Origin of the sequence: Paraburkholderia bryophila (genome assembly GCF_013409255.1) — a bacterium.
Lineage (GTDB): Bacteria > Pseudomonadota > Gammaproteobacteria > Burkholderiales > Burkholderiaceae > Paraburkholderia.
In genome coordinates this window covers 282,945-305,339 of sequence record NZ_JACCAS010000001.1, presented here as the reverse complement: position 1 = coordinate 305,339, position 22,395 = coordinate 282,945, and the positions used below count along the sequence as shown (strand labels likewise).

General features: G+C 63.5%; 14 protein-coding genes and 1 pseudogene. 9 read left to right on the top strand and 6 right to left on the bottom strand.

The genetic code is table 11. From position 1 onward, the window contains the following. Nucleotides 1-3: 3 nt before the first annotated feature. Entirely contained in the window at nucleotides 4-2,664 is a 2,661-nt protein-coding gene (locus tag GGD40_RS01285) for a type VI secretion system Vgr family protein (protein ID WP_179742559.1), read from the bottom strand. Between the two features lie 238 nt (nucleotides 2,665-2,902). Between GGD40_RS01285 and GGD40_RS01280 the strand changes: the two are divergent. The 3 genes and pseudogenes from GGD40_RS01280 (at nucleotide 2,903) to GGD40_RS01270 (ending at nucleotide 4,879) form a co-directional block, all read left to right on the top strand. Further along, nucleotides 2,903-3,824, top strand: a pseudogene (locus GGD40_RS01280) (IS4/Tn5 family transposase DNA-binding protein). 16 nt (nucleotides 3,825-3,840) lie between these two features. Then, nucleotides 3,841-4,419 (top strand): YcxB family protein, encoded by a 579-nt coding sequence (locus tag GGD40_RS01275; protein WP_179742558.1) that lies wholly within the window; start codon nucleotides 3,841-3,843, stop codon nucleotides 4,417-4,419. Nucleotides 4,420-4,438: 19 nt separating this feature from the next. Continuing rightward, nucleotides 4,439-4,879 carry a hypothetical protein gene (locus GGD40_RS01270; RefSeq protein WP_179742557.1) on the top strand — a complete coding sequence of 147 codons (441 nt, stop codon included), beginning with the start codon at nucleotides 4,439-4,441 and terminating at the stop codon, nucleotides 4,877-4,879. 83 nt (nucleotides 4,880-4,962) lie between these two features. Here GGD40_RS01270 and GGD40_RS01265 read toward each other — a convergent pair whose 3' ends face one another. Continuing rightward, nucleotides 4,963-5,622: an NADPH-dependent F420 reductase gene (locus tag GGD40_RS01265; RefSeq protein WP_179742556.1), complete on the bottom strand. Its 660-nt coding sequence runs from the start codon at nucleotides 5,620-5,622 to the stop codon at nucleotides 4,963-4,965. Nucleotides 5,623-5,753: 131 nt separating this feature from the next. Here GGD40_RS01265 and GGD40_RS01260 point away from each other — a divergent pair, with 131 nt between their 5' ends. From GGD40_RS01260 to GGD40_RS01240, 5 genes are all read left to right on the top strand, one after another. Next, nucleotides 5,754-6,674 (top strand): LysR family transcriptional regulator, encoded by a 921-nt coding sequence (locus tag GGD40_RS01260; RefSeq protein WP_179742555.1) that lies wholly within the window; start codon nucleotides 5,754-5,756, stop codon nucleotides 6,672-6,674. A 205-nt stretch (nucleotides 6,675-6,879) separates the two neighbouring features. Beyond that, entirely contained in the window at nucleotides 6,880-7,464 is a 585-nt protein-coding gene (locus GGD40_RS01255; RefSeq protein WP_179742554.1) for a DUF2760 domain-containing protein, read from the top strand. Next, nucleotides 7,461-9,320, top strand: a complete 1,860-nt coding sequence (locus GGD40_RS01250; protein ID WP_179742553.1) for an Hsp70 family protein — start codon at nucleotides 7,461-7,463, stop codon at nucleotides 9,318-9,320. Before GGD40_RS01255 ends, GGD40_RS01250 begins: the two co-directional genes overlap by 4 nt. After that, complete coding sequence (locus GGD40_RS01245) at nucleotides 9,317-12,349, top strand: Hsp70 family protein (protein ID WP_179742552.1); 3,033 nt, start codon at nucleotides 9,317-9,319, stop codon at nucleotides 12,347-12,349. The genes GGD40_RS01250 and GGD40_RS01245 overlap by 4 nt, the downstream gene beginning before the upstream one ends. A gap of 176 nt (nucleotides 12,350-12,525) precedes the next feature. Next, a complete protein-coding gene (locus tag GGD40_RS01240) occupies nucleotides 12,526-13,674 on the top strand; it encodes a porin (protein WP_179742551.1) in 1,149 nt (382 codons plus the stop codon). 139 nt (nucleotides 13,675-13,813) lie between these two features. Here GGD40_RS01240 and GGD40_RS01235 read toward each other — a convergent pair whose 3' ends face one another. The 3 genes from GGD40_RS01235 to GGD40_RS01225 all read right to left on the bottom strand — a co-directional run bounded on the left by GGD40_RS01235 (nucleotide 13,814) and on the right by GGD40_RS01225 (nucleotide 19,683). After that, entirely contained in the window at nucleotides 13,814-15,577 is a 1,764-nt protein-coding gene (locus tag GGD40_RS01235) for a GGDEF domain-containing protein (protein WP_257030303.1), read from the bottom strand. A gap of 136 nt (nucleotides 15,578-15,713) precedes the next feature. Then, nucleotides 15,714-17,882 (bottom strand): EAL domain-containing protein, encoded by a 2,169-nt coding sequence (locus GGD40_RS01230; RefSeq protein WP_179742550.1) that lies wholly within the window; start codon nucleotides 17,880-17,882, stop codon nucleotides 15,714-15,716. A 199-nt stretch (nucleotides 17,883-18,081) separates the two neighbouring features. Next, nucleotides 18,082-19,683, bottom strand: coding sequence for a methyl-accepting chemotaxis protein (locus tag GGD40_RS01225; protein WP_179742549.1), 1,602 nt, complete (start codon nucleotides 19,681-19,683; stop codon nucleotides 18,082-18,084). 759 nt (nucleotides 19,684-20,442) lie between these two features. Here GGD40_RS01225 and GGD40_RS01220 point away from each other — a divergent pair. Beyond that, nucleotides 20,443-21,192: a helix-turn-helix domain-containing protein gene (locus tag GGD40_RS01220; RefSeq protein WP_179704186.1), complete on the top strand. Its 750-nt coding sequence runs from the start codon at nucleotides 20,443-20,445 to the stop codon at nucleotides 21,190-21,192. Between the two features lie 285 nt (nucleotides 21,193-21,477). On the opposite strand, the gene GGD40_RS01215 is transcribed toward GGD40_RS01220, so the two are convergent. Beyond that, entirely contained in the window at nucleotides 21,478-22,377 is a 900-nt protein-coding gene (locus GGD40_RS01215) for a fimbrial protein (RefSeq protein ID WP_179742548.1), read from the bottom strand. Nucleotides 22,378-22,395: the final 18 nt, after the last annotated feature.

The window sequence follows — 22,395 nt, the reverse complement described above, 5'->3', positions numbered from 1 at the left end:
CTCTTATTTATCGGCGTCGGTGAAGAGCTCATCCCAATGAGGGGCAAATTTAACGCCCTCTTCCTGTTCGGTGTTCACGGTGGCTGAACGCCCGATGGGGTTGGTCTGGAAGACATGCGCGCCCGAATCCGCCGTCATCCGGTAGGGGACGCCAGGCAGCGATCGGCCGGATGGCGTCAGCATCCTGAACGTCTGGTCGTTGGCCTGAACGGCGGGCGCGCCATTCGGCGAGACACCCATCGGCTTGGGCGGCAGGTTGCTGGACTGGGCGTTCACCTCATACACGCTGCCGCCCACCGTGATCTTGCCGCTTTTCAAGCTGATATAGCTGTCGCCACCATGCAGCATTACTTCTTCAGTCGCCTTGATCGTGATCCGGTTCGCGGTCTGTGTGATTTCGAGCTTCGCCAGCAGATTGAGATTCTTTTGCAGGGCTTTGAGATCGATGTCCCCTGCGTAAGAAACCATCCGGATGCCGAGCTTGTAGGCGAAAAATCGGATGGCGTTCCGAGCCGAGGCCAGCAGGCTGTTGCCGCTGCTCATGCTGACATGGCCGCCCGTCGTGACCGCCATGTGCTCGCCGCTCGCCAGGTGGGTGCTTCCCGCCGATGTCGCTTCGATCCCGGCCGGAGACGCGAAGACCAGATGGGGCTTCGACAGCTCCGGAAAATCCCCCGCGCCTTGCCCCTTGATTTCGTCGTTCTGTTTCTGGAGGGCGATCGCAACCGCCGGCTGGTCCTGCCCGTCCTGCGCTTGCGCCTGAACCGCCGCATTGGCGAGCGTGTTGTGCTGGTCTCGCGCCTGCGCGAAACGCTGCGCTGTTTCGCCCATGTCTTTGGCCGCAGCCGAGGCGCCAGAGCGCGTCTCGGTGGTGATCAACATGCCCCGGTTCGCGCGCAGCACGCCCCAGGAGTCGGTTGCTAGCTCCCACCCAATTCCTCGCGCTTGCCCACGCCCCGCGTGGCCATCAATGCGCGTGTTGTAGCCGACCACAAGGCGCGACTGCTCGTGGTCGCTCGACACCTGCACCTGCAGTTTTCCCGGCGTGTCGTCGGCGACGACATGGGTCGCCCCCGCGCCGGCCAGGTCGCGCGAACGCATGCCCGAGAGGGCTTGGTTGTCCGGCAGCTTCCATTGCACAAAGTTGATGCCGTTCGGCACTCGGCCCGTGATGACCGGCCTGTCCGGCGAGCCGTTCAGGAATGACACGACGACTTCGTCGCCGATTCGCGGGACATGGATCATCCCAGAACCTTGGCCCGCCCACGGCTGGCTCACGCGGACCCAGCAGGAGCTGCGCTCATTGCGCTGCCCGATGCGATCCCAGTGGAACTGCACCTTAACTCGGCCCAACTCGTCGGTGTAAACAGGTTGCCCTTGGGGGCCAACAACCGTCGCCGTCTGCATTTGCATAAGGGGCGCTTCGTGTTCGAACGGGCTGCGGAAAGGCACGGACCGGCGTTGCGCCTCGATCTCGACAAAGTAAAAACCGGTGGAGCCGTCCGGATGCGGCACGCTGGCCGGGCCTTTGTCTTCACCGCCTGCCATTGCTTCGGCTAGCTGGCCTTGCAGGCTGTGCGGAAAGTTAGCGTGATGGCTCGATCCGGGAATGTTGTTTTCGATCAGCCAGATCGTCTCGATGACGGCAAACTGCCGCCTGTCGGCAGAATCTTTGTCGTGCTCCGGATGGTTGGCAAGTTCGAACCACCGCCCGGCATCGACTCCGCGCAGGCCGCCCGCGCCATAGAATCTTTTGGCGCGCGATTCCCACTCCTCCATGCGGATTTTCGTCAGGTGCTCGCCGCGCGCTTGCTCGAAGTAGGCGTAGGGGCCAGTGTATTCGTAAAACTCCAACTCTTCGGGCAGTTCGTGCGACAGCGTCGGCACGCTGACGCTCTTCGGATTGGCAAGGGGCGAGGGATTCTTGTAGTCAAACGTGCGGCCCGTCAGCACGGCACTGTGCAGCGTGCGCACGCTCGACCAGTGAACCAGCGCGTCGACTTCGCTGTTCGTGCCATAGCGCGAGAACTGGACCGTCTGCGGCGTGAGCGGCTCGCACGTGTCGAGGCGGTCGGTGATCGTCAATTTGTGCGACTTGCCGTCCGCGGCATGTGTCCAGACTCCAAACAGCCCTTCAGCCTCCATCAGCCTGTGGACGAAGGTCCAATCGTCCTCATACTGCGTGCAATAGGATCTGGGCGGCAATGGCTTCCAGAGAGCGAAGCTGAAATAGCCTTTCGCCTGGGAGTGCGCGTTGAACACGTCAGTCAGGATTTCATCGGCGGGCTTGTCTTGCCAGATGCGCTGATCGCGGCGGAACTTGAGGAAATTCATCCACGACGCGAAGCGGATCTGGTAGCTGGTCAGTCCGCCTTCGGCCCCGAGCCTTCGCACCGCAAAAACATAACCGTGATGCGGGAGGTAGGATTTGTCCGCCTGCTCGATCCAGAGAGTCACCTGCTGACCGATCAGCTTTTTCAGCTTGATATCGCCGCTCGTCGACAGAACGTCGATCGTAAATTCGAAATGCCGGCCAATGCGCGACCAACCCGCCAACCGCTGAGGCAACAGCACGTTGGCTCCCAACGACGTGTCGAGTTTCAGCAGGCGATCTTGCTGTATCAATCCTCCCTGAACGGCCCTGATAATGTCCTGCGCATTCATTCCCGCCCCTTTGTTGCCCTTTGCTTATTCGTTGCCGTTAATATGAAACGGCTTGTCGATGCGATTCTACAGGCTATCGATCCGGTGATTGATAAACATGGAAAAAATCCTATAACCTGATTCAATATGCATTATGTTTTCTTGTATTGCAGATTGAGGGCATTCCATTACACACAAGTCGGCGTGAGCGGGTTGTAAACTTTCGCGGCTTGCCGTTTACTCTTGCTTTTTGCGCGGTATGCGAATGGCACGAACAACGGAGAGCTCGGCGGCAATGGAATTCAAGGGTATCGATCTTGGCGACAAGCGCCTGAACCGGCGGGCGATCGTGCTGGGCGAACAACTGTCGGGGAATCCGACGACGAGCATTCCGCAGGCGTGCGGCGGCTGGGCCGAGACGGCAGCGGCTTATCGGTTCTTCGCGCAGGACAAGCTGGAATGGACCGACGTCATGGAGCCGCACTGGCAGTGCTCGGCCGAGCGGATGCGGGTATGCGACATGGTGCTGTGCCTGGATGTGGGCGCGTGAGCGCAAGGGCGCCGATGGTGTGCGTGGCGGCGAGAAGGAAAGCACGCGCTGGATTGAAGGATACGAACGAGTGGCCGAGCAGGCGGCGGATCTGCCCGGCACGCGGTTGGTGTATGTCGCGGACCGGGAGTCGGACATCATTGCGCTGATGCGCCGGGCACACGATCTCGGCTGTCCGGCGGACTGGCTGATTCGCGCCCAGCACAATCGCGTGTTGCCCGAGGGTCAAAGGCTCTGGGATCACGCCACGCAAGCTGAGCCGCTGGGTGAAATCCGCTTCATGTTGCATGGTCGCCAGCGACAGAAGGCGCGGGAGGTGTTCATGGTGGTGGCGTGGCGCATTGCTCGTCTCATGCGGTTCGGCCGAACCTGCCCGGACCTCGATGCCGGACTGCTGTTCGAGCCCGACGAATGGAAGGCCGCCTTCATCCTCAACAAGAAGACCCCGCCCGACAAACCACCGCAACTGAACGAAGTGGTACGGCTGGTCGCCATGCTCGGCGGCTTCCTCGCGCGCAAAGGCGACGGCGAGCCTGGCGTCAAAACCATCTGGCAAGGCATGCAGCGAGTGGTGGACTTCGCTGCTGGCATCAGGTACATGCGCGAGGTCGAGCGTCAGACTTGTGTGTAATGGAATGATTTAAGGCATGACCAACTCCGACACGCAGCTCCCCTTTCAGGTCTCCGTCACCTTGACGGATGAAGACTTTATCGCCGCGCATGTCGCTCTCTATTCGGCTAAGCGCACTCGACGCAAACAGATCCGCTCGGTCGCGATTGCCGCTGTTGTCGGCGGACTCGCCGGCTGGTACTGGTCCGCAACGCATGTCGACATATCGATCGCATCGAGCATTGCCGGCTGTGCGATTGCCGCCGCCGCGCTGGCGTTCTGCAACGACGCGTATTTCGCCCCCCTCTTCCTGCGCGGCATCGCGCGGGCCGGCCTCAAAGCGCGCATCAAACGCGGCGCGGTGCCGTTTCTCGGCCCGCAGCAGGTCACCTTCGACGCCGCCGGCGTGACCGGCGAGTCGACACTATCCAGCCTGCGTCTGAACTGGTCGAGTCTGACCTCGCGTGTGGACGACGCCGAGCGCATCTATCTGTTCGCGGGCGGCTCCGCGTTCGTCGCGTTGCCGCGTCGCGATTTGCTGCCCACGCAGCTCGCGGCAATTGAGCGTGTGATCGCGCGATATATGCCGGTGAGGGACCGCAGCGTTGAACGATGAACCGAACGGCGCTTCATGCGTGACGCCCATCCAGCACTTCACACTTGAACAACACCACGGCCCCTATGAATCATGGCCGCCCGCGTCGCGTCTGATCGTCGACGGCCAGACGCTGCCGCTCGCGATTCCCGGCTACACGTTGCTGTTCCAGTTCGACACGCCATCCGGCTATCTATTCGCCACCGACTTCGATTGCCTGTTCGAAGAAGCGGCGGCGTTCGTGCTGGTCAGCAAGGACCTGCAACGCGTGCTCGCCGTCCGGCAGATCGGCGCGCCGTATTGTTCGTTCTGGCTGGATGACATCCGCTGGACGGACAGCACGCATTTCATCGCGACGTTCGCCGACGATCCGAACCGCTGGTTCTTCACAATCCGCGAACACGGGATCACGTGGCGCGGCCTCAGCTGGCTGTGTCCGCGCCTGATGATGCGAAGGATCAAAGCATCCAGCGATGCATGAATCGAGAGCGCGGCGCCGCATCCGCCCTCCAGACCGCGCCGCGCCGCTTCACCCTTCGCTATCTCCCTCGCCGCAACCGCCCCTCACTTGCGCCACGACCCATGCGGCAATTCGACGTCCCGCTGCGCCGCCGTCAATCCCGCAAGCAGCCCATCACGGTCGAACGGAATGCAATACACCGGCTTCGCCCGTTCAAAGCGCCAACTATCCTGCAACGCGCCGACATCGACCGGATCGAAGCCGAACTGATCCATCAGCCCACTTACGATCCGCTTCGCCGCCGCGTCATCGCCCGCGAATGGCAAAGCGCGGCGCTGCGGCGTACCAATCGGCCGACCGTCCGTGTGCAGATCCGCAGCCAGAATCGCGTTGAACGCCTTCACCACCTTCGCGCCCGGCAACAAAGCGGCCAGCATCTGGCTGGTCGTGGTCGTACGCTCGTCGAGCGCAGCGATAGGGCCGTCGCGCTCCGGATAGTAGTTGCACGTGTCGATCACGATCTTGCCGTCGAGCGCGGCGACCGGCAGCGCGCCGATCTGCGAAAACGGCACGGCCGTCACGACCACGTCACCGAAACTCGCCGCCTGTTGCGCGGTGCCGAGCGCACAACCGAGCGCGGCGGCAGTGCTCATCAAGGTCGATGGATCGCGCGAATTGCTGATCATCACCTCATGCCCGCCCTGCTTCGCGAGGGTCGCCATCGCGCGGCCGATAAAGCCCGCGCCGAGAATGCCTATCTTCATGTTTCACACTCCATCACTGGTTGAGGACCGCTCGGTTGAGCGCGCCTGTCGGTGAGAAACACTATGATTCAAAACTTCAGCATGATAAACACGCATAATCCTACGATTGTCGAAACCACGAGTAGGGAATCATGGACCGTCTGACCAGCATGGCCGTGTTCGTCAAAACCGCGGACAGCGGCTCGTTCGCCGCGGCCGCGCTCGCGTTCGGCATCTCGTCGCAGATGGCGGGCAAGCACGTGAGCACGCTGGAAGAGCGCGTCGGCGCGCGCCTGCTCAACCGGACCACGCGTCGCCAGAGCCTCACCGAAATCGGCCAGATCTTCTACGAGCGCTGCAAGGCGCTGCTCGCGGATGCCGAAGCGGCCGAGTCGGTCGCGCAGGAACTGTCGGCCTCGCCGCGCGGGCGCTTGCGCATTACCGCGCCGGTCACGTTCGGCGCCAATTGCCTCGCGCCGATGATCGCCCGCTATCTGAAAGGCCATCCGCACGTGCTGGTCGACCTGACGCTGACCGACCGCTTCGTCGATCTGATCGACGAAGGCTACGAGGCTGCGATCCGGCTCGGCGCGCTGACGGATTCGTCGCTGATCGGCCGGCAACTGATCCCATACCGGCTGCTCGTGTGCGCCTCGCCCGACTATCTGGCGGAGCACGGCGAGCCGCGAACGCCCGCGGAATTAGCCGATCATGCGTGCCTGAGCTTCGTCTACATGACCCGGCCGGTCGCGATCGAATGGCATTTTTCCGACGCGCACGGCGAGTACGTGGTGCCGGTCTCGGGCCCGTTTCACGCCAACGACGTGAAAGCGCTGCGCGCCGCCGCGCTCCACGGCGCGGGCGTGATGCTCGCGCCCGAGGTGGCCGTGCAGGAGGATCTCGCCGCAGGCCGTCTGGTGCGCCTCCTGCGCGACTACGAAACGCCCGCCCGGCCGATGCACCTGGTATTCCCGGCGAGCCGCGCGACCCCGAAACTGCGGGCCTTCATCAACCAGGTCGTCGCGGAATTCGGCCCGGACACCGTGCAGGACGGCCAGTTCGAAGCGACCTGACGGCGCTTGAATCCGGCTCTTCAAAGTCCGCCAAATTACGCGCGCAGAACGCTAGAATGCCCGGCTTTGTCCGCTTCGGACCCGCCGCAAGGCAAAATACGGGTTTCGCGCATATCAGTCACGGCCCGGTGAGTACTCGCCAGGCCCGTCGCGCGCGGCACAGTCAGGACAGCTCGTCCTTTAACAGAGCCTCTCAGGAGCATTGATGACCGATTCGAACCCATCCTTCCTCGGCAGGATTTCACTTGCCGTCGGCACGTTTTTCAGCATTCTCGGCGACGGTGAATTTGCTGCCGGCGTATTGCGTCTGCGTCAAGGCGGCACGGCCGCCGCGGCTACACCGGCACCGGCACCCACGCCCGCACCGACGCCCGCCCCCGCAGCAGCCCCCGCGCCCGTGCTGAAAACCGCCAGCCCCGACGCCGCGCTGCAACTGCTCGGCCTACTGCAACGCGACGCACGCTTCATCGATTTCGTCGAAGAAGACATCAAGAGCTACAGCGACGCCGACATCGGCGCGGCCGCGCGCCTCGTGCACGACGGCTGCCGCACGACGCTGCGCGAGCATTTCACGATCCGTCCGGTGCGCGACGAAGCCGAAGGCAGCCGCATCACGCTGGCCGAAGGTTTCGACGCCAGCGCGGTTCGCCTGACCGGCAACGTGGTCGGCAAGGCGCCGTTCAACGGCAGCATCAGCCACCGCGGCTGGCGCGTCGACGAGGTGCGTCTGCCGAAGCTCGCCGACAGCCACAACGCGAACGTGATCGCACCGGCCGAGGTGGAGCTATGAGCGACGCCCGCTATTCGATCGGTATCGATCTCGGCACCACGCACTGCGCGCTGTCGTACGTCGACACCAGCGCCAGCGACGGCGAGAAAACCGCGCAAGGCGTGCTGCCGATCGCGCAACTCACCGGCCCCGGCGCGATCGACAATCTCGATCTGCTGCCCTCGTTCCTGTACTTGCCGCACCCGGACGAACTGGCGTCCGGCGACCTGTACCTGCCATGGACCGGCCAGCGCGAATTCGCGGTCGGCGAGTTTGCCCGCAACCGCGGCGCGGCCACGCCGATCCGGCTGGTGTCGAGCGCGAAGAGCTGGTTGTGTCATCCGGGCGTCGATCGTCGCGCGGCGATTTTGCCCAACGACGCACCGCCGGAAGTCGCGCGCGTCTCGCCGCTCGAAAGCTCGGTGCGCTATCTGACGCACTTGCGCGAAGCGTGGGATCACGCGCATCCGGAGGCGCCGTTCAGCCAGCAGGACGTCACGGTGACGATCCCGGCCTCGTTCGATCCGGCCGCGCGCGAACTGACCGCCGAAGCCGCCGAGGCGGCCGGCTTCGCCCGCATGACGCTGCTCGAAGAACCGCAGGCCGCGCTGTATAGCTGGATCCAGAAGAGCGGCGGTCAATGGCGCAAGCAGGTCAAGGTCGGCGACATCATCCTCGTGGTCGACGTGGGCGGCGGCACGACCGACCTCTCGCTGATCGCCGTGATCGAGCGTGAAGGCAATCTCGAACTGCATCGTGTCGCGGTCGGCGAACATATTCTGCTCGGCGGCGACAACATGGACCTCGCGCTCGCGCACGTCGTCGCACGTAAGCTGGCGGCGCAAGGCACCCAGGCCGACGCGTGGCAATTGCGTGCCCTCACCTACGCGTGCCGCTCGGCCAAGGAAACACTGCTTACCGATCCGGCCACCGACACCGTGCCGCTCGTCGTGCCGAGCCGCGGCTCGAAGCTGATCGGCGGTTCGATCCGCACCGAACTCACGCGCGCCGAACTGACGCAGACGATCCTCGACGGCTTTTTCCCGCAGGTGGACAGCGCGGCGCGTCCGGTGAGCCGCGCTCGCGCCGGTCTGACGCAACTCGGTCTGCCGTATGCGCAGGACGCGGGCATCACGCGTCATCTGGCGGCGTTCCTCGGCCGCCAGGTCGGCGCGCTCGCTGAACTCGAAGGTCTCGGCGAGGCGGCGGCCCATGCCGCCGCGCAAGGTGCGAGCTTTCTGCATCCCACCGTGGTGCTGTTCAACGGCGGCGTGTTCAAGTCGCCGCTGCTGGTCGAACGCATCATGGGCACGCTCAACAACTGGCTCGCGGCGGAAAGCGCGGCGCCGGCGCGACTGCTCGAAGGCGCCGATCTCGACCTCGCGGTCGCACGCGGCGCGGCCTACTACGGCTACGTGCGACGCGGCCAGGGCGTGCGGATTCGCGGCGGCACCGCGCGGGCGTACTACATCGCGATCGAATCGGCGATGCCTGCCGTGCCCGGCCTCGAACCGCCGATCCAGGCGCTGTGCGTGGCGCCCTTCGGCATGGAGGAAGGCACGGACGCCGAGTTGCCCGCGCAGGAGTTCGGCCTCGTGGTCGGCGAGCCGGTGCATTTCCGCTTCTTCGGGTCGTCGGTGCGTCGTCAGGATCAGGTCGGCACGCTGCTCGACTTCTGGGGCCCCGACGAACTGCAGGAACTCGAAGAGATCCAGGCGACGCTGCCGGCCGCCGGCCGCACCGCTGGTGAAGTCGTGCCGGTGAAGTTGCACGCGCGTGTCACCGAAGCGGGCACGCTCGAACTCGAAGCGATACCGCGCGGCACGGACGCGCGCTGGAAAGTCGAGTTCGACGTGCGCGGCAACGCGAATGCATGAGTGAGATGAAGCGGTATAGCGTCGGTATCGATCTCGGCACCAGCAACACGGTGCTGGCTTATGCGCAGGTGGGGTCGCAGACCATCCACGTGTTCGAGATCGAGCAACTGGTGAGCCCCGGTGAAGTGGCGGCGCGACCGTTGCTGCCGTCGGTGCGGTATCACGCGGCTGAAGGTGAGTTGGCGGTGGGCGATTTGCAGTTGCCGTGGTCGTCGGTGGATCAGGCTGCTGCAGGTCGCGCGGCTCAGCCCGCCAACCGTCTCGTCACCGCCGACGCTTCCACGCCGCCGGTTGTGATCGGCCGCCTCGCTCGCGTGCTCGGCGCTCAGGTGCCGGGACGGCTGGTGGCCAGCGCGAAGAGCTGGCTGTCGCATGCATCGGTCGATCGCGTCGCACCGATCCTGCCGTGGGGCGCCGCCGACGACGTCCGCAAAGTCTCGCCGGTCGAAGCCAGCGCGAGCTATCTCGCGCATGTGCGCTCGGCGTGGAACCAGCGTTTTCCGGATGCGCCGCTCGAACAGCAGGACGTGGTGCTCACGGTCCCCGCTTCCTTCGACGAAGGCGCACGCGCGCTCACCGTGGCCGCGGCGCGCATGGCCGGGCTACCCAAACTGAAATTGCTGGAAGAGCCGCAAGCGGCCTTCTACGACTGGCTGTTTCAGCATCGCGAGCGACTGGCCGACGAGCTCGCGGAGTCCCGTCTCGTGCTGATCTGCGACGTGGGCGGCGGCACTACCGACCTGACGCTGATCGCCGTGAACGTGCGCGACGGCGAGCCGCAGTTGACGCGCATCGGCGTGGGCAATCATCTGATGCTCGGCGGCGACAACATGGATCTCGCGCTCGCGCATCTGGTGGAAGCGCGGCTGCCGGGTGGAGGCGAACGCGCGCGGCTGTCGGCGGCGAGTTTGTCGCAACTGGTCGAGCGGTGCCGCGCCGCGAAGGAACAGTTGCTCGGTCCGCAGGCGCCCGACTCGGCGTCGATCACGCTGCTCGGCGCGGGCTCGAAGCTGATCGGCGGTGCGCGTAGTGCGCAGGTCACGCGGGAGGAAGTCGAGCGGATCATCGTCGATGGGTTCTTTCCGGCGGTGGCGTCGCATGAACGGCCGGGTAGACCGCGTGGCGCGATCGTCGAGTTCGGCTTGCCGTATGCGACCGATGCGGCGGTAACGCGGCATATCGCGGCGTTTTTGAGCCGGTTTGCGGCGCAGTCGCGTCAGGCGTTGGGGGGTGTCGAGGCTGGTTCAGCTGCGGTTTCGGATGCCGGTTCGGACGCGGTTTCGAAGGTGGCAGCGGCAGCAGACTCGCACGCACCATTGCCGATTCCCGACACGCTGCTGCTCAACGGCGGCGTATTCCGCGCCGATGCACTCACGCGACGTCTCGCCGACACCCTCGGCACTTGGCGCGGCGAAGCGCTCAACGTGCTGCACAACGACAACCCCGATGTCGCCGTCGCGCGCGGCGCGGTCGCCTATTCACTGGCGCGCGCGGGCGCCGCGCCGAAAATCGGCGGCGGCTCGCCGCGCAGCTACTTCCTCGTTCTAGAGGAAAGCGGAGAGCGCGGCGGCGAACGCACGAGCGAACCCGCGAAGAAACGAGCCGACGCCAACACGCGAACACCCCCGCAAACAAACACAGAATCAAACAGCAACCCAGGCACTCCAGCCCAATCCACCGCCGAACCCGTCCAAACCGGCATCTGCCTGCTGCCGCGCGGCACCGAGGAAGGCCAGGAAATCCTGATCGCAGACCGCACGTTCGCGTTGCGTCTCGGTCACCCGGTGCGCTTCCACCTGGTGTCATCGAGTGCGGACACGGTCTATCGCGCCGGCGAGCTGATCGATCTCACCGACGGCGACTTCGTGCGCCTGCCGCCGATCGCCACCGTCGTTCAACCGCGCGGCGCGAGCACCGCACGCGAAACCGCCGTGCGGATCGCCACCTCGCTCACCGAAGTCGGCACGCTCGACGTGCACTGCATCGAACTCGACGATCCCGCGCAACGCTGGCTGCTCGAATTCCAGTTGCGCAGCGAAACCGCGCAGGTGGATCTCTCCGCCGATCCGGCACAAGCGCGGCATCCGCGGCTCGACGAAGCGATCGAACAGATCGACCGCAGCTTCGGCACGCGCACGCAGAAAATCGATCCGAAAGAAGTCAAGCGGTTGCGCGCGCAACTTGAGCAACTGCTCGGACCGCGCGACGCCTGGAACAGCGCGTCACTGCGCGAACTGTTCGGCGCGCTGTGGGAACGCGCGCGGCGTCGGCGGCGGTCGGCCGATCATGAGCGGCTGTGGCTGAATCTGGCCGGCTATTGCCTGCGCCCCGGCTTCGGCTATCCGCTCGACGAATGGCGCGTCGAACAATTGTGGACGTTGTTCGACGACGGCATCCAGTACATCAACGAAAGCCAGGTCTGGTCCGAATGGTGGACGCTGTGGCGTCGCGCGGCCGGCGGTCTCGACGAAAGCGCGCAACTGCGCGTGCTCGACGCGATGGCGTATCTGCAGAACGCCGCGCAAGCGCGTCACAAGCTGCCGTTCGACGTCGCGAAAACCGGTATCGCCGATATGGTTCGGCTGAGCGCATCGCTTGAACGGATTCCTGTCGAGCGCAAGATCGAACTCGGTGAATCCGTGCTCGCGCGGCTGAAGAAGCCCGCTGAAAATCATCAAAGCTGGTGGGCGGTTGGGCGGATCGGTGCGCGGCAACCGTTCTACGGCAGCGCGCATAGCGTCGTGCCGCCGGAGATCGCCGCGCAGTGGCTGAACGCGATACTCGCGCTCGACTGGAAGAAGGTCGATCCGGCTGCGTTCGCCGCGACGCAGATCGCCCGCATGACGGGCGACCGCTCGCGCGACCTCGCCGACGATTTACGTCATGCCGTCGTGCGGCGGCTCGAAGCGGTGAACGCGCCGCGCGCGTGGATCACGATGGTGAGCGAGAGCGTCGAACTCGATAACGCCGACGAAGGCCGCGTATTCGGCGAATCGTTGCCGGTGGGGTTGAAGCTGATCACGACCTGAAGGGGGATGCCGCGTGCCCCTCATCATCGTTGCGGATTCCGGAAAGAACCAATCCAGATTCCGCGATATGACTCAAAAAAATCACCGACTATGCTCCGGGCACAACCTGGCTCATCGAGTCCATGAGGACATCGACGCCGGTTACATAATCACATCATCCCAGGGACAGCCGTCTGATGAAAAAAGTCTTCATTTCGAGTGCATTCGGTTCACTTTTCGTTGTTGCCGCCTCACCGGCATGGGCACAAAGCTCGGTCACGCTATACGGCCTCGTCGATACGGCACTCCGCTATCAGACGAATGCCGGCCCGGACGGTAAAGATCTGGTCGGCATGACGGTCGGCCCCGAAACTCACAGCCGTTGGGGTTTGAAAGGGAGCGAGGATCTGGGTGGCGGCCTGTCCGCCATTTTCCGCCTTGAAAACGGCTTCGAACTCAATAGCGGGCAGCTTCATACACCGAACACCCTGTTCAGCCGGCAAGCGTACGTTGGTCTATCGAGCGGCCGATATGGCGCGCTGACGTTCGGCAATCAATACGCGCCGCTTTACGACACGATGGGCGATGTGTTTGACCCATTGACGGTCGGCGACTACTGGCAAGACAGCTGGATGTGGAACGGCATAGGCCCCTACCTGACTATCAATAACTCGGTCAAATACAAGGTCACGTCTAACGGGCTGACTCTCGATGCGATCTACGGCTTCGGCAATCAGGCGGGCGCGGTCGGCCTCGGCAGCACCTATGGCGTGGAATTGTCCTACGCACATGGCCCCGCCACGCTCGGCGCGGGCTTCCAGCAGACTTCCGTGTCGTCCGCTAACGGCAGCTCGATGAATGGCGCGAAGATCAACCTGCTGCACGTCAGCGGGGCGTACCAGATCACCCCCGCCGTACGCCTGCTGGCCGGTTGGCTGCATGCGCAGGATCAGACCGGCACGACCGATGCGAACATGCAACAGTCCGGCGCGCCAAAGCTGCCGGGCAGCAGTCCGAACCGTATCGACGATACGTTTTACGTCGGCGCCAACTGGCAGGCAACACGACCATTGCTAGTCACCGTGGCCGGCTACTACGGTCACGCCCGCAATGCCGAACGGCTCGACGGCACGCTCGGATCCGGAATCAACTACTCCGCCACCGTGCTTGCCGAATACTCGCTGTCCAAGCACACGGAAGTGTATGGCACCGTGGACTTCGCGCGTGGCAACGGCGCGTTCGCCGCCGACTATCCGGGCTCGACCAACCCGGCCAGCGGCGTTGTCGATAACGTTGGCCGTACCAACAACGTCGGCGCGGCAGTCGGCATCCGCAAGACCTTCTGACGTCACGCCGCCGCGAAGCGCCCGCCCCTATCCGGCGCGCCAGATTGGCCACGCCGGCCCGGAACCCCTCCATGTTCCGTGCCGGTACTCGCGTCGATGCGCGCGTTTGCGCCGTCGACGCTTCAATGCGGCCATGTCCTCACGGTGCATCGTCCAGTACGGTAGTCGGATCGGCAACGACACGATCGCGCCCGGCCTCTTTGGCCTGATACAGCAGACGATCGGCTCGCCGGAAAAGGCGCCCGACGTCCCCCGAATCACAGGCCGACGCCGACGCCAAACCGAATGCGACGCCAAAGCTGGCTGTCATGGTGAAGCCCTCGCCGCCTTCGAAAGGGATCCGCGTCTCGCGAATCCGGCGGCGCAAACGATCAGCAATCGCAAGCGCCTGCGCCGCATCGTGCACACGGCTCAGTACTGCAAACTCCTCCCCGCCCCATCGGGCAACGATGTCCGATGGTCGGCAGGTTTCGCGGCAAAGCGCCGCCACGATCTGCAAAGCACGATCGCCCGTGTCATGGCCGTACGTGTCGTTGATTTTCTTGAAGTGGTCAAGGTCGAACATGATCAGCGCGAGTTCCGGGGCCGCCGCGTTCTGTTCGGCGCAGGTCGCGCGCGCCCGGCTCTCGAACGCGCGGCGATTGAGCAAACGGGTCAGGAAATCCGTTTCCGCCATGGTCTTCAATTCGTAAATCAGACTGGCACGCTCCCGTTCGAGCCGGTCCCGTTCGACACTGTTCGCCTTGAGCACGTCGATTGCGTCGAACATGGCCTTGACCTCGTCCCGATACGGGGCTGCCGGGACTTCCGCCGTGAGGTCGCCGTTCGCAATTGCACCGATAACACGCGTTGCATCGAGAAGCGGCCGGATCACGCGTCGTCTGAATAACATCACCATGGACAGCAACGCGGCTATCAGCAGGAACGATGCCAGCGCACTGCCCGCGAGAAGCGCCATGGCCTCCTCGCGGTGACGACGAACCTCCGTTTGCGCGAGGTCCAGCACCTGGTCGCGGAACGCCGAAATCGAGCGCATTTGCGGCACATAGCGATTCGCGAGCTGGCCGGGCGAGATACCGGCACCGCCGGCTCGCGTCGCCAGGCGGCGGACGTCGGTGATATAGGCAATACCCACGCCAAAATATTCCCGGTTCATTCTGTCGAAGGCCAGTGAATTCAGCGCCGGTCGTCCCCTCACATGCGCATCGATCAGTGCGCGCAACTGGTCGATGCGCCCCTCGGTACGTTCGATTGCCAGTTGATCGTCTTCATCGAGCGGTCTGCGCGCGGTCAGGGCCGCCGTAAAGTGCGAGCCAAGCTGGCCGGCGTATTCCCGGAGGTCGGCCGACAGCGTCGCGAGGATCAGGCAATTCAGTGCGCCGGCATCGCCCTTGACTACATTCGCAGCCAACGCGTTGATCGCCGGCGCGAACTGCGGGACGATGCCGATCATCCGGTCCACGGCGCCCGTCAGTGCCCGCTCCCGGCGCGACGCCAGCGGCAGATCGATGAGCCGGTCGGCGTTCGCCCGCGCGTCGGCGAGTTCGCTGCGCGCCTCGGCGATGCGAGCGGGCTCGACGACGCAGGACTGACAGCGGTCGGCCTGCAGCATCGCAAGCAACTTCTCGATGCGGGCGTCGCTGTCGTCGCGCGCGCGGCGCAGCGACAGCATCATTGCTTGCGGGATCGGCAACGCCTGCCCTAACAGGCTGTTTGTCGGGCCACGTTCCGCCGAGACCTTCTCGACCGCCTCCAACCCGGCACGATAGGCCTCGAACGCGCGGAGCGCGTCGTCGGCCCCGACGTATGCGCGCCACTCGTGCACGACGAGCCAGCCGCACAGAAGCAGAACGGGAAACAGCGCCGCGGTGGCGCTGATGCTAAAACGCCTGTCGATGGACATGGCGGCAAATGGATTCCTGATCATGGAAACGTACCGGAGAATTCACTCGTCTGGACGAAAGGGGAGACCGCGAAGCGGCGCAAACTCAAGCGATCGTTTCTCGCGGTTGGCCGCCGCCTTCCGGGAGAGATGGTGCTCAATGCTGGACCGCCTCGCTCATGATCGCCGTCACCAGCCGCGCGCGTGCCGATCGGTAAGCCACGCTATCCTGCCCATCACTCACCGCCGCCGCGATCAGGGCTCGCTGCGCCGCCGGATCGGACAGTCCCTCGGGCAGAATGGAGTCCGTTTCGCTGAAGAACCGGGAGAACGGGCACACCTGGCAGGCCGAGTCGAGCGGCGCCGGCGCAGTCGGCGCAACGGCGCCGACCTTGACCGACATCGTCATGATGTCCGACAGCCAGCCGAAAGCGCGCGGATCCTCGCAGATCAGATGCAACCGCTCTTCCCAGATCAGCAGTGTGGCCAGCTTACCCAAGGTACTTCTCGCCTCGAACGGATAGGGCAAGCGGGGCTGGCTGTTGCTCACCCATGCCATCAACTGCAACGCCGGCATTGGGCGAGCGATCGCGTAGCCCTGCGCGACGTCGGCGCCGAGAATCACGATGGCTTCGAGCATCCCCGCATCTTCGATCCCTTCCACGACAACCGATTTACCGAGCGAGCGGCCGAGTCTCGTCAACTGGTAAACAAACCGCAGCACGTTCGAGGCGTCCTCGCTCACCCCGCTCACGATACTTCGATCGATCTTGATCCAGTCGAAGGGCAACTCGCGCAGCCGGATGAGGCTGCTGTGCCCGGAACCGAGATCGTCTTCGGCCAGATTGACGCCGAGTAGCTTGAATTTCGCGAGTTCATTGCGGACGTCCGTGCCGGCTGGCAGTGCATCCGTTTCGAGAATTTCCAGGGTCAGCGTGTCCGGACGGCAGGCATGGTCGGTCAATGCCTCACGGGTGGCTTCGAAATAGCGGTTATCGCCCAGCGCACTGGACGGCAGATTCACCGACACTTTCAACTCGACGCCACCTTGCAGCCAGCGATTGCGCTGTGACAGGACTTGCGCAAGCCCTCGCACGTAAAGCACGAGGAAATCGTCCGAGGACAGTGCCGGGAAAAACTCCCCAGGCGTCAGGACCCGAGCGCCGTCGTGCAGACGGGCTAACGCCTCAACCTTGGTGATCTGCCCGGTTTTGAGATCCAGTAGCGGTTGGTAGTGCATCTCCAGCGCATCCGATCTGAGCAGCGCCGCCCAGTGTTGCCGCGTCGCGTAGGGTACCGCATGGGTGCGCCCTTCCTGACTCTCGATCCGCGCGATCGCAAGCCCAAGCAGTGTCTGCAACGGCGTGATGAACGCTATCTGGTCCGCCGCCGAGTACCCGCCTGGAAACGCGCTGTAGAGCGAGAGAATGGCCTTGGGAGGATGTCCGGGTTGACGCAGGGGAATGGCCACACTGGAGCGGAAGCCTTCGCGCAATGCCACGTTCTTCCACGGCGCCATCAGGGGGTCCGTCGCGACATTGACGCTGCGCTCGACGTTTCCGCTGCGCCAGGCGCGCCCGGCGGGGCCCTGGCCCTGGGGACGGTCGCCGTCCGCGATCGGCCGGTCCGCTGACCCCTCCAGTTCGGCGAGATATCTCTCGATGGTTTTGCCCGAGACCGACTCGAAACGAAATACTCCCTGCCCATCGGGGCGGCCAACCGAGCATCCTGCAACCTCGTCGTGCTCGCCGAGAATCTGCACGACCCGGCCGATCAGATCCGTATAGTTCTCTACTTCCCATGCCAGTGCGGTCACACGCATCAATACGTCCTGACGCGAAACGTGCAGGCGCTGGTAAGCCTCCGTCTGCCAGGCCAGATCCTGCGTGAGCCGTCGGCCGAGTACCGCCAGCGCTCTTCCGTGCAGCATCGTATCGACTTTGCCGTGAATCGCAGCCGAGAGGATGCCCCGGCTTCGCACCAGGTCTTCCCATTCCAGCCCCACGATGGCATGGATGCGCCCGACCCGCCACGCCATCGACCGATGCCCTACCGAGGTCAGGTCCGGCGACGCGAGCGCGTACAGATTCTGGATCTGCTGCGCTCTGAGGTGCTGAAGTTCCTGTTCGGACAGGGTCGCAAGGGTGGTCGTGGACCTGGGCAGGCGGATCAGGCCGTCGTAGAACCGACTCACGATCTCGACGGCGTGATGCTGGAGCACCGTCGTCAAGGACGCGAGTGCCGCAGCCCATGCCTCGCTGTACAGATGTGAACCGTCGTCCATGAGATCGTTGTCAGGCGTCGCCTCGAAAGCGTCATTCGACATGGCAGTGCAAGCTCCGGCAGGTGGGCGTTCTTGGATGATGGGCGCAGCGCGTCGTCGCGCGGACCGGCGGCCTCTCGTACGGCCGGGCAGACGTAGTGGATGGCGTTCGCGGCGAACGCTGCCAACTCGCCCGTTACCTCGGGCAGACCATTATTGCGGGGTCGTCGGGACCCGAAGGTCCCGTGTTCACCGACAAGAACTAACCGCCCGTCCAGCCGTCTGCGTCTGCGGCCTGCACGGGCCGGGCGGCGCGCGATGCGTCCAGCCGGAACGTGGAAACCGCGGCCTTCAGGTCGTCGGCCTGAATTCCCAGCAAACCGGCCGCCGCCGCGGCCTCTTCCACCAGTGCGGCGTTCTGCTGCGTGACCTGATCGATCTGGGTGACCGCCTCACTTACCTCGCCGATACCTTTTCGCTGCTCCTGCGACGATGCGGCGATTTCACTCATGATGTCAGTCACGCGCCTGACCTCGAGCGTGATCCGGTCCATCGCCGCGCCGGCTTCCTGCGCGTAGCCGGCCCCCGTGCGCACCCGTTCGACTGAGTCGTGAATCAGCTCCCTGATCTCTTTCGACGCGGTGGAAGAACGCTGCGCGAGCGAGCGCACCTCGGCGGCGACCACCGCAAAGCCCCGGCCTTGTTCCCCGGCACGCGCCGCCTCCACCGCGGCGTTCAAAGCAAGGATATTGGTCTGGAAGGCAATGCTTTCGATCATGCCGACAATATCGGCAATTTTGTCGGAGCTGGCATTGATGCCGTCCATCGTCTCGACGACACGCGACACCACGGTCCCGCCATGCTCGGCCACCTTCACCGCCTGCGCCGCGAGTTGATTGGCCTGACCCGCGTTATCCGCATTCTGGTTCACCGTGGCGGTCAGTTGCTCCATGCTGGCGGCCGTCTGTTCGAGCGACGCGGCCTGCTCTTCGGTTCGCTGCGACAGGTCCTGGTTGCCTGCGGCAATCTGATGTGCGGCAGTCGCAATCGAATCGGCCGAAATCTTGATCGTGCCGATGGTGTGCGTAAGTTGCTCCTGCATGCGCTTCATCGAAAATAGCAGGCTGGATCGGTCGTCTGAAGCGGTCCTGACCACCGCGGTCAAATCGTTGCCGGCAATCTGGTTCGCGATGTCCGCGGCGTAGGAGGGCTCGCCGCCCAATGCATGCAGGATGCTGCGATTGAGCACTACCACGATGGCCGACAAGATTGCCGCCAGCACCAGCAGGGTGCCGAGGCTCCGATACAGCATCGAGCGGAAGGCCGCGTCGATGTCGTCGACATAGACGCCGGTCGTGAGAATCCAGTCCCACGGCTGATAAATCGCGTTGTAGGAGATCTTCGGAGACGCCCCCGTGGCGCCGGGGCGCGGAAACGCGTACTCGTTGAAACCCTTGCCCTCGCCCTTGATGGCAGCGACTGCGGCTCGAAAGACATAGATGCCGTTCGGATCCCTGTAATTGCTCGCGTCCTTGCCGTCCATCTCCGGGCGCGTGGGATGCATCAACACCGTGGCTCGCGAGTCGATGATCGCGAAGTAGCCCTCGTCGCCGTAGCGGATCGCCCGGATTTTATCCATTGCCTGTTTTCTGGCTTCCGCCTCGGGCAACTTCCCCGCGGCTGCCGCCTCACCGTATGTCTTCACGACACTCAGGGCAATCTCGGAAGCGTGGACCAGGTCCAGCTTGCGGTCTTCCAGTTGCGCCGCCCGCCCTTCGTAGGCGTTGTAGATCGACATACCGGCAAGAGACAGCAGACTCAACACGAGCGGCAGCCAGAGTTTCTGGACAAAGGACAACTTCATACGTTGACGCACCCATTCAAAAAGACATCGACTAGCAGACCAGACAACGGCCCATGACAGATACACAGAGAGAGGTTCGATTGACCGTAGGAATCCAGATCAATATTCCGGATGTCACCAGATTGGAGAGGTCCACCTCTCCACTTCTTTATCGGCCGACGGTTCGATATCTTAAGAAAAACAGGTCCGGACACAACCACGATTCGTCGTCACGGTCGCATCCGCCCTTCAGAATCCGATTGATTGCCACACGTTCGTCGTCCAGTAGCCCCGCGGTGTCATCGCTCAATAGTTGATCTAACGACTCCCGAATTCGACAGATTGCCGAATCGAATGCGCACGCAAGTGGCCACGCGTTCATCAGATAACGCAATGGTACGATCGCGCGCCTCTCGCACCACCCGTCGAACAGTCTGAGACAACGATCGTCGAGTAAGCGCGCGCGCGAACATGGTCGATCACACCCGAGAAGCTCGACGCCGACTGAACAGTTCATAGGGGCAATTTTAATTGTCAGACGATTACTCAGTTGATCTGAGTGATGCCATGCCGAGATTGGACACAGGTCCACCACGATACCCGTTCGAATCGTCACGCCCTACTGCACGCCGACGCGGCAAACCCTTCCATTTGACTATAGTCAACTTCTTGAGCGGTGCCGGTGAGAGCATGACGTCGACTGCGGAATATGATGGGCACGGGGCGTAGCGTGACCGATCACTCGACCTGACATCACCGATTCCCCGAGACTCATTAGCAATGGACCATGAACTCTTGATCGCCCGTGGCAAGCAATCTTTCGCAGGCGAAATCCCAAATCATTGCGCGCAGTGCGGAATCCGCGAGCTATGCCTCGGTAGCGGTCTCGACGCGCTTCAGGTGTCGAGTCTCGCTGGCGTCGTCGTCGAGAGGAGACGGATCCAGCAAGGGAAAGTTCTCTATGAACAAGGTACCCCTTTCACGCATCTATATGCCATTGCGAGCGGTTCCTCGAAAGCCGTGGTGTATCCCGGCGACGGGCGCGGGCAAACCGCCGCCCTTGCGCTGCGAGGCGATCTCGTGGGTTTCCTCGGCGTAGGCTCCGGCGTGCACACGGTCACGCTCGTCGCCCTCGAGAACTCCGTTTTTTGTGTCATTCCTTATAACCACCTGCTGCGGCGTATCTCCCAGGATCGGAACATCGGCGTTCAGTTTCATCGTCTGGTGGCACGCGTGATGACGCAACGGCAGGAAGCATTCCTGTTCACTGCAAGCACGAATGCCGAACGGCGTGTCGGTGGATTCGTCCTGTGGTTTTCGGACCAGCTTGCCGCGCGCAAACAGCACTTCACCGAGTTTTCACTGCCCGTCAGTCGAACCGATATTGCGGATTTCGTCGGACTGCGACTCGAGACCGTCAGCCGTGCATTCACCCGGCTCCACAATCTGAATCTGATCGAGGCCAGGGGACGACATGTCCGCATCCCGGACGTGCAGATACTGCGAAAATGGTTTTCAGCGTCGCGGTGAATACCCATCAGGAAGTGCATCGGATCCGGGGCGAGCGAAAAAAGGGAAAAAAAGCCCAGACAGGGGCGCTGGGCAAATCCAACAGACCGGGGTGCCTGTTGGACGAGAGACCGTCCCGAACTCCGGATCGACACGACTCCCGGTGGAGACGAGCAGTCTAGAGCGGGCGACGTCCAGGATTAATCCACCTGACAGGAAGGGACTGTTGTGGGTTCACCGATGAATGCCCCGGCGCGAGGCGAGCAGCTTGAGAATACGAACCCGCCGCGTGGCGTGCGACGCAGGCTATTGATACGACATCGTGAACGTCGCGAGCCCTTTCACCGTGCCGCCGCTCACCGGCCCCGTGCGCACGTATCGCGCGCTCAACGGAATCTGATTCTCCCCAGCTCTCATTTTTCCGACGAACGAAACGTTCAGGTCGCCGCTGTCCGGATCGTGCGGGCCGAACGACAACGCTCTCGACTCCGACATGATCTGCATCCCCACGCCTTTCGCGGTCGAACCCGCGGCGGCGCTCAGGATCGTCGACCGGTTACCCGGGTTCGATGCATCGTCGAGCGACAGATAGGCTCTCGCCGGCGCAGCGCAATTGAGCCCGATTGAAAACGGCGCAGCGCCGACACTAGCCAGGTTCGACGGCGACACGCGCGGCGGCAACGCAACCTGAATCGCCCGGGTCGTGACGCTGCATGTACCGGCCGTGAACATACTGCCCGGTGTCACGTGCTGCGTCCTGCTCACCGTATCGAAGCAGCGGCCGGCAAAGGTGACGGTGAGGCTCGGAATCGTCGTCAGCGTGCCGCCGACGAGCGGACCGGTCACCACGAGTTCGGCCATGATGTGGTACTCGGCGGCATGGCTGACGGGTGGAAAGAAAACCGTGGCATAAGGCGCGGTCCTGAACTGACCTTTCGATTGACGCTTGATTGAATAACGCACGCCCAGGCCGGGCACATTGGTCGTGAAGAGCGTGTCGGAACCGGAGGCCAACGTCCCGTTCACCGCGACAGTCTCGAAGATCCTGCAAAGAACTTGCGGTGTGCCCAGGCCGACCTCATGGGACGCCGATTGCAACACCTGTCCCACCGATGGATAGTTCGGAACCCGGATCGTCGGCGCAAACGCGAGGTTGGACAGCGACGTTCCGTTGCCCGGAAATCGGATCGAGCCGGTGAACGCCATAGCGCCGCTTGCGTGCAG

Bases quoted from the DNA above. Each gene is read 5' to 3' on its own strand.
- GGD40_RS01225 (WP_179742549.1), bottom strand. From the start codon at position 19,683: ATGAAGTTGTCCTTTGTCCAGAAACTCTGGCTGCCGCTCGTGTTGAGT.
- GGD40_RS01215 (WP_179742548.1), bottom strand. From the start codon at position 22,377: ATGGCGTTCACCGGCTCGATCCGATTTCCGGGCAACGGAACGTCGCTG.
- GGD40_RS01255 (WP_179742554.1), top strand. From the start codon at position 6,880: ATGACCGATTCGAACCCATCCTTCCTCGGCAGGATTTCACTTGCCGTC.
- GGD40_RS01260 (WP_179742555.1), top strand. From the start codon at position 5,754: ATGGACCGTCTGACCAGCATGGCCGTGTTCGTCAAAACCGCGGACAGC.
- GGD40_RS01275 (WP_179742558.1), top strand. From the start codon at position 3,841: ATGACCAACTCCGACACGCAGCTCCCCTTTCAGGTCTCCGTCACCTTG.
- GGD40_RS01220 (WP_179704186.1), top strand. From the start codon at position 20,443: ATGGACCATGAACTCTTGATCGCCCGTGGCAAGCAATCTTTCGCAGGC.
- GGD40_RS01230 (WP_179742550.1), bottom strand. From the start codon at position 17,882: ATGTCGAATGACGCTTTCGAGGCGACGCCTGACAACGATCTCATGGAC.
- GGD40_RS01250 (WP_179742553.1), top strand. From the start codon at position 7,461: ATGAGCGACGCCCGCTATTCGATCGGTATCGATCTCGGCACCACGCAC.
- GGD40_RS01265 (WP_179742556.1), bottom strand. From the start codon at position 5,622: ATGAAGATAGGCATTCTCGGCGCGGGCTTTATCGGCCGCGCGATGGCG.
- GGD40_RS01240 (WP_179742551.1), top strand. From the start codon at position 12,526: ATGAAAAAAGTCTTCATTTCGAGTGCATTCGGTTCACTTTTCGTTGTT.
- GGD40_RS01285 (WP_179742559.1), bottom strand. From the start codon at position 2,664: ATGAATGCGCAGGACATTATCAGGGCCGTTCAGGGAGGATTGATACAG.
- GGD40_RS01245 (WP_179742552.1), top strand. From the start codon at position 9,317: ATGAGTGAGATGAAGCGGTATAGCGTCGGTATCGATCTCGGCACCAGC.
- GGD40_RS01235 (WP_257030303.1), bottom strand. From the start codon at position 15,577: ATGTCCATCGACAGGCGTTTTAGCATCAGCGCCACCGCGGCGCTGTTT.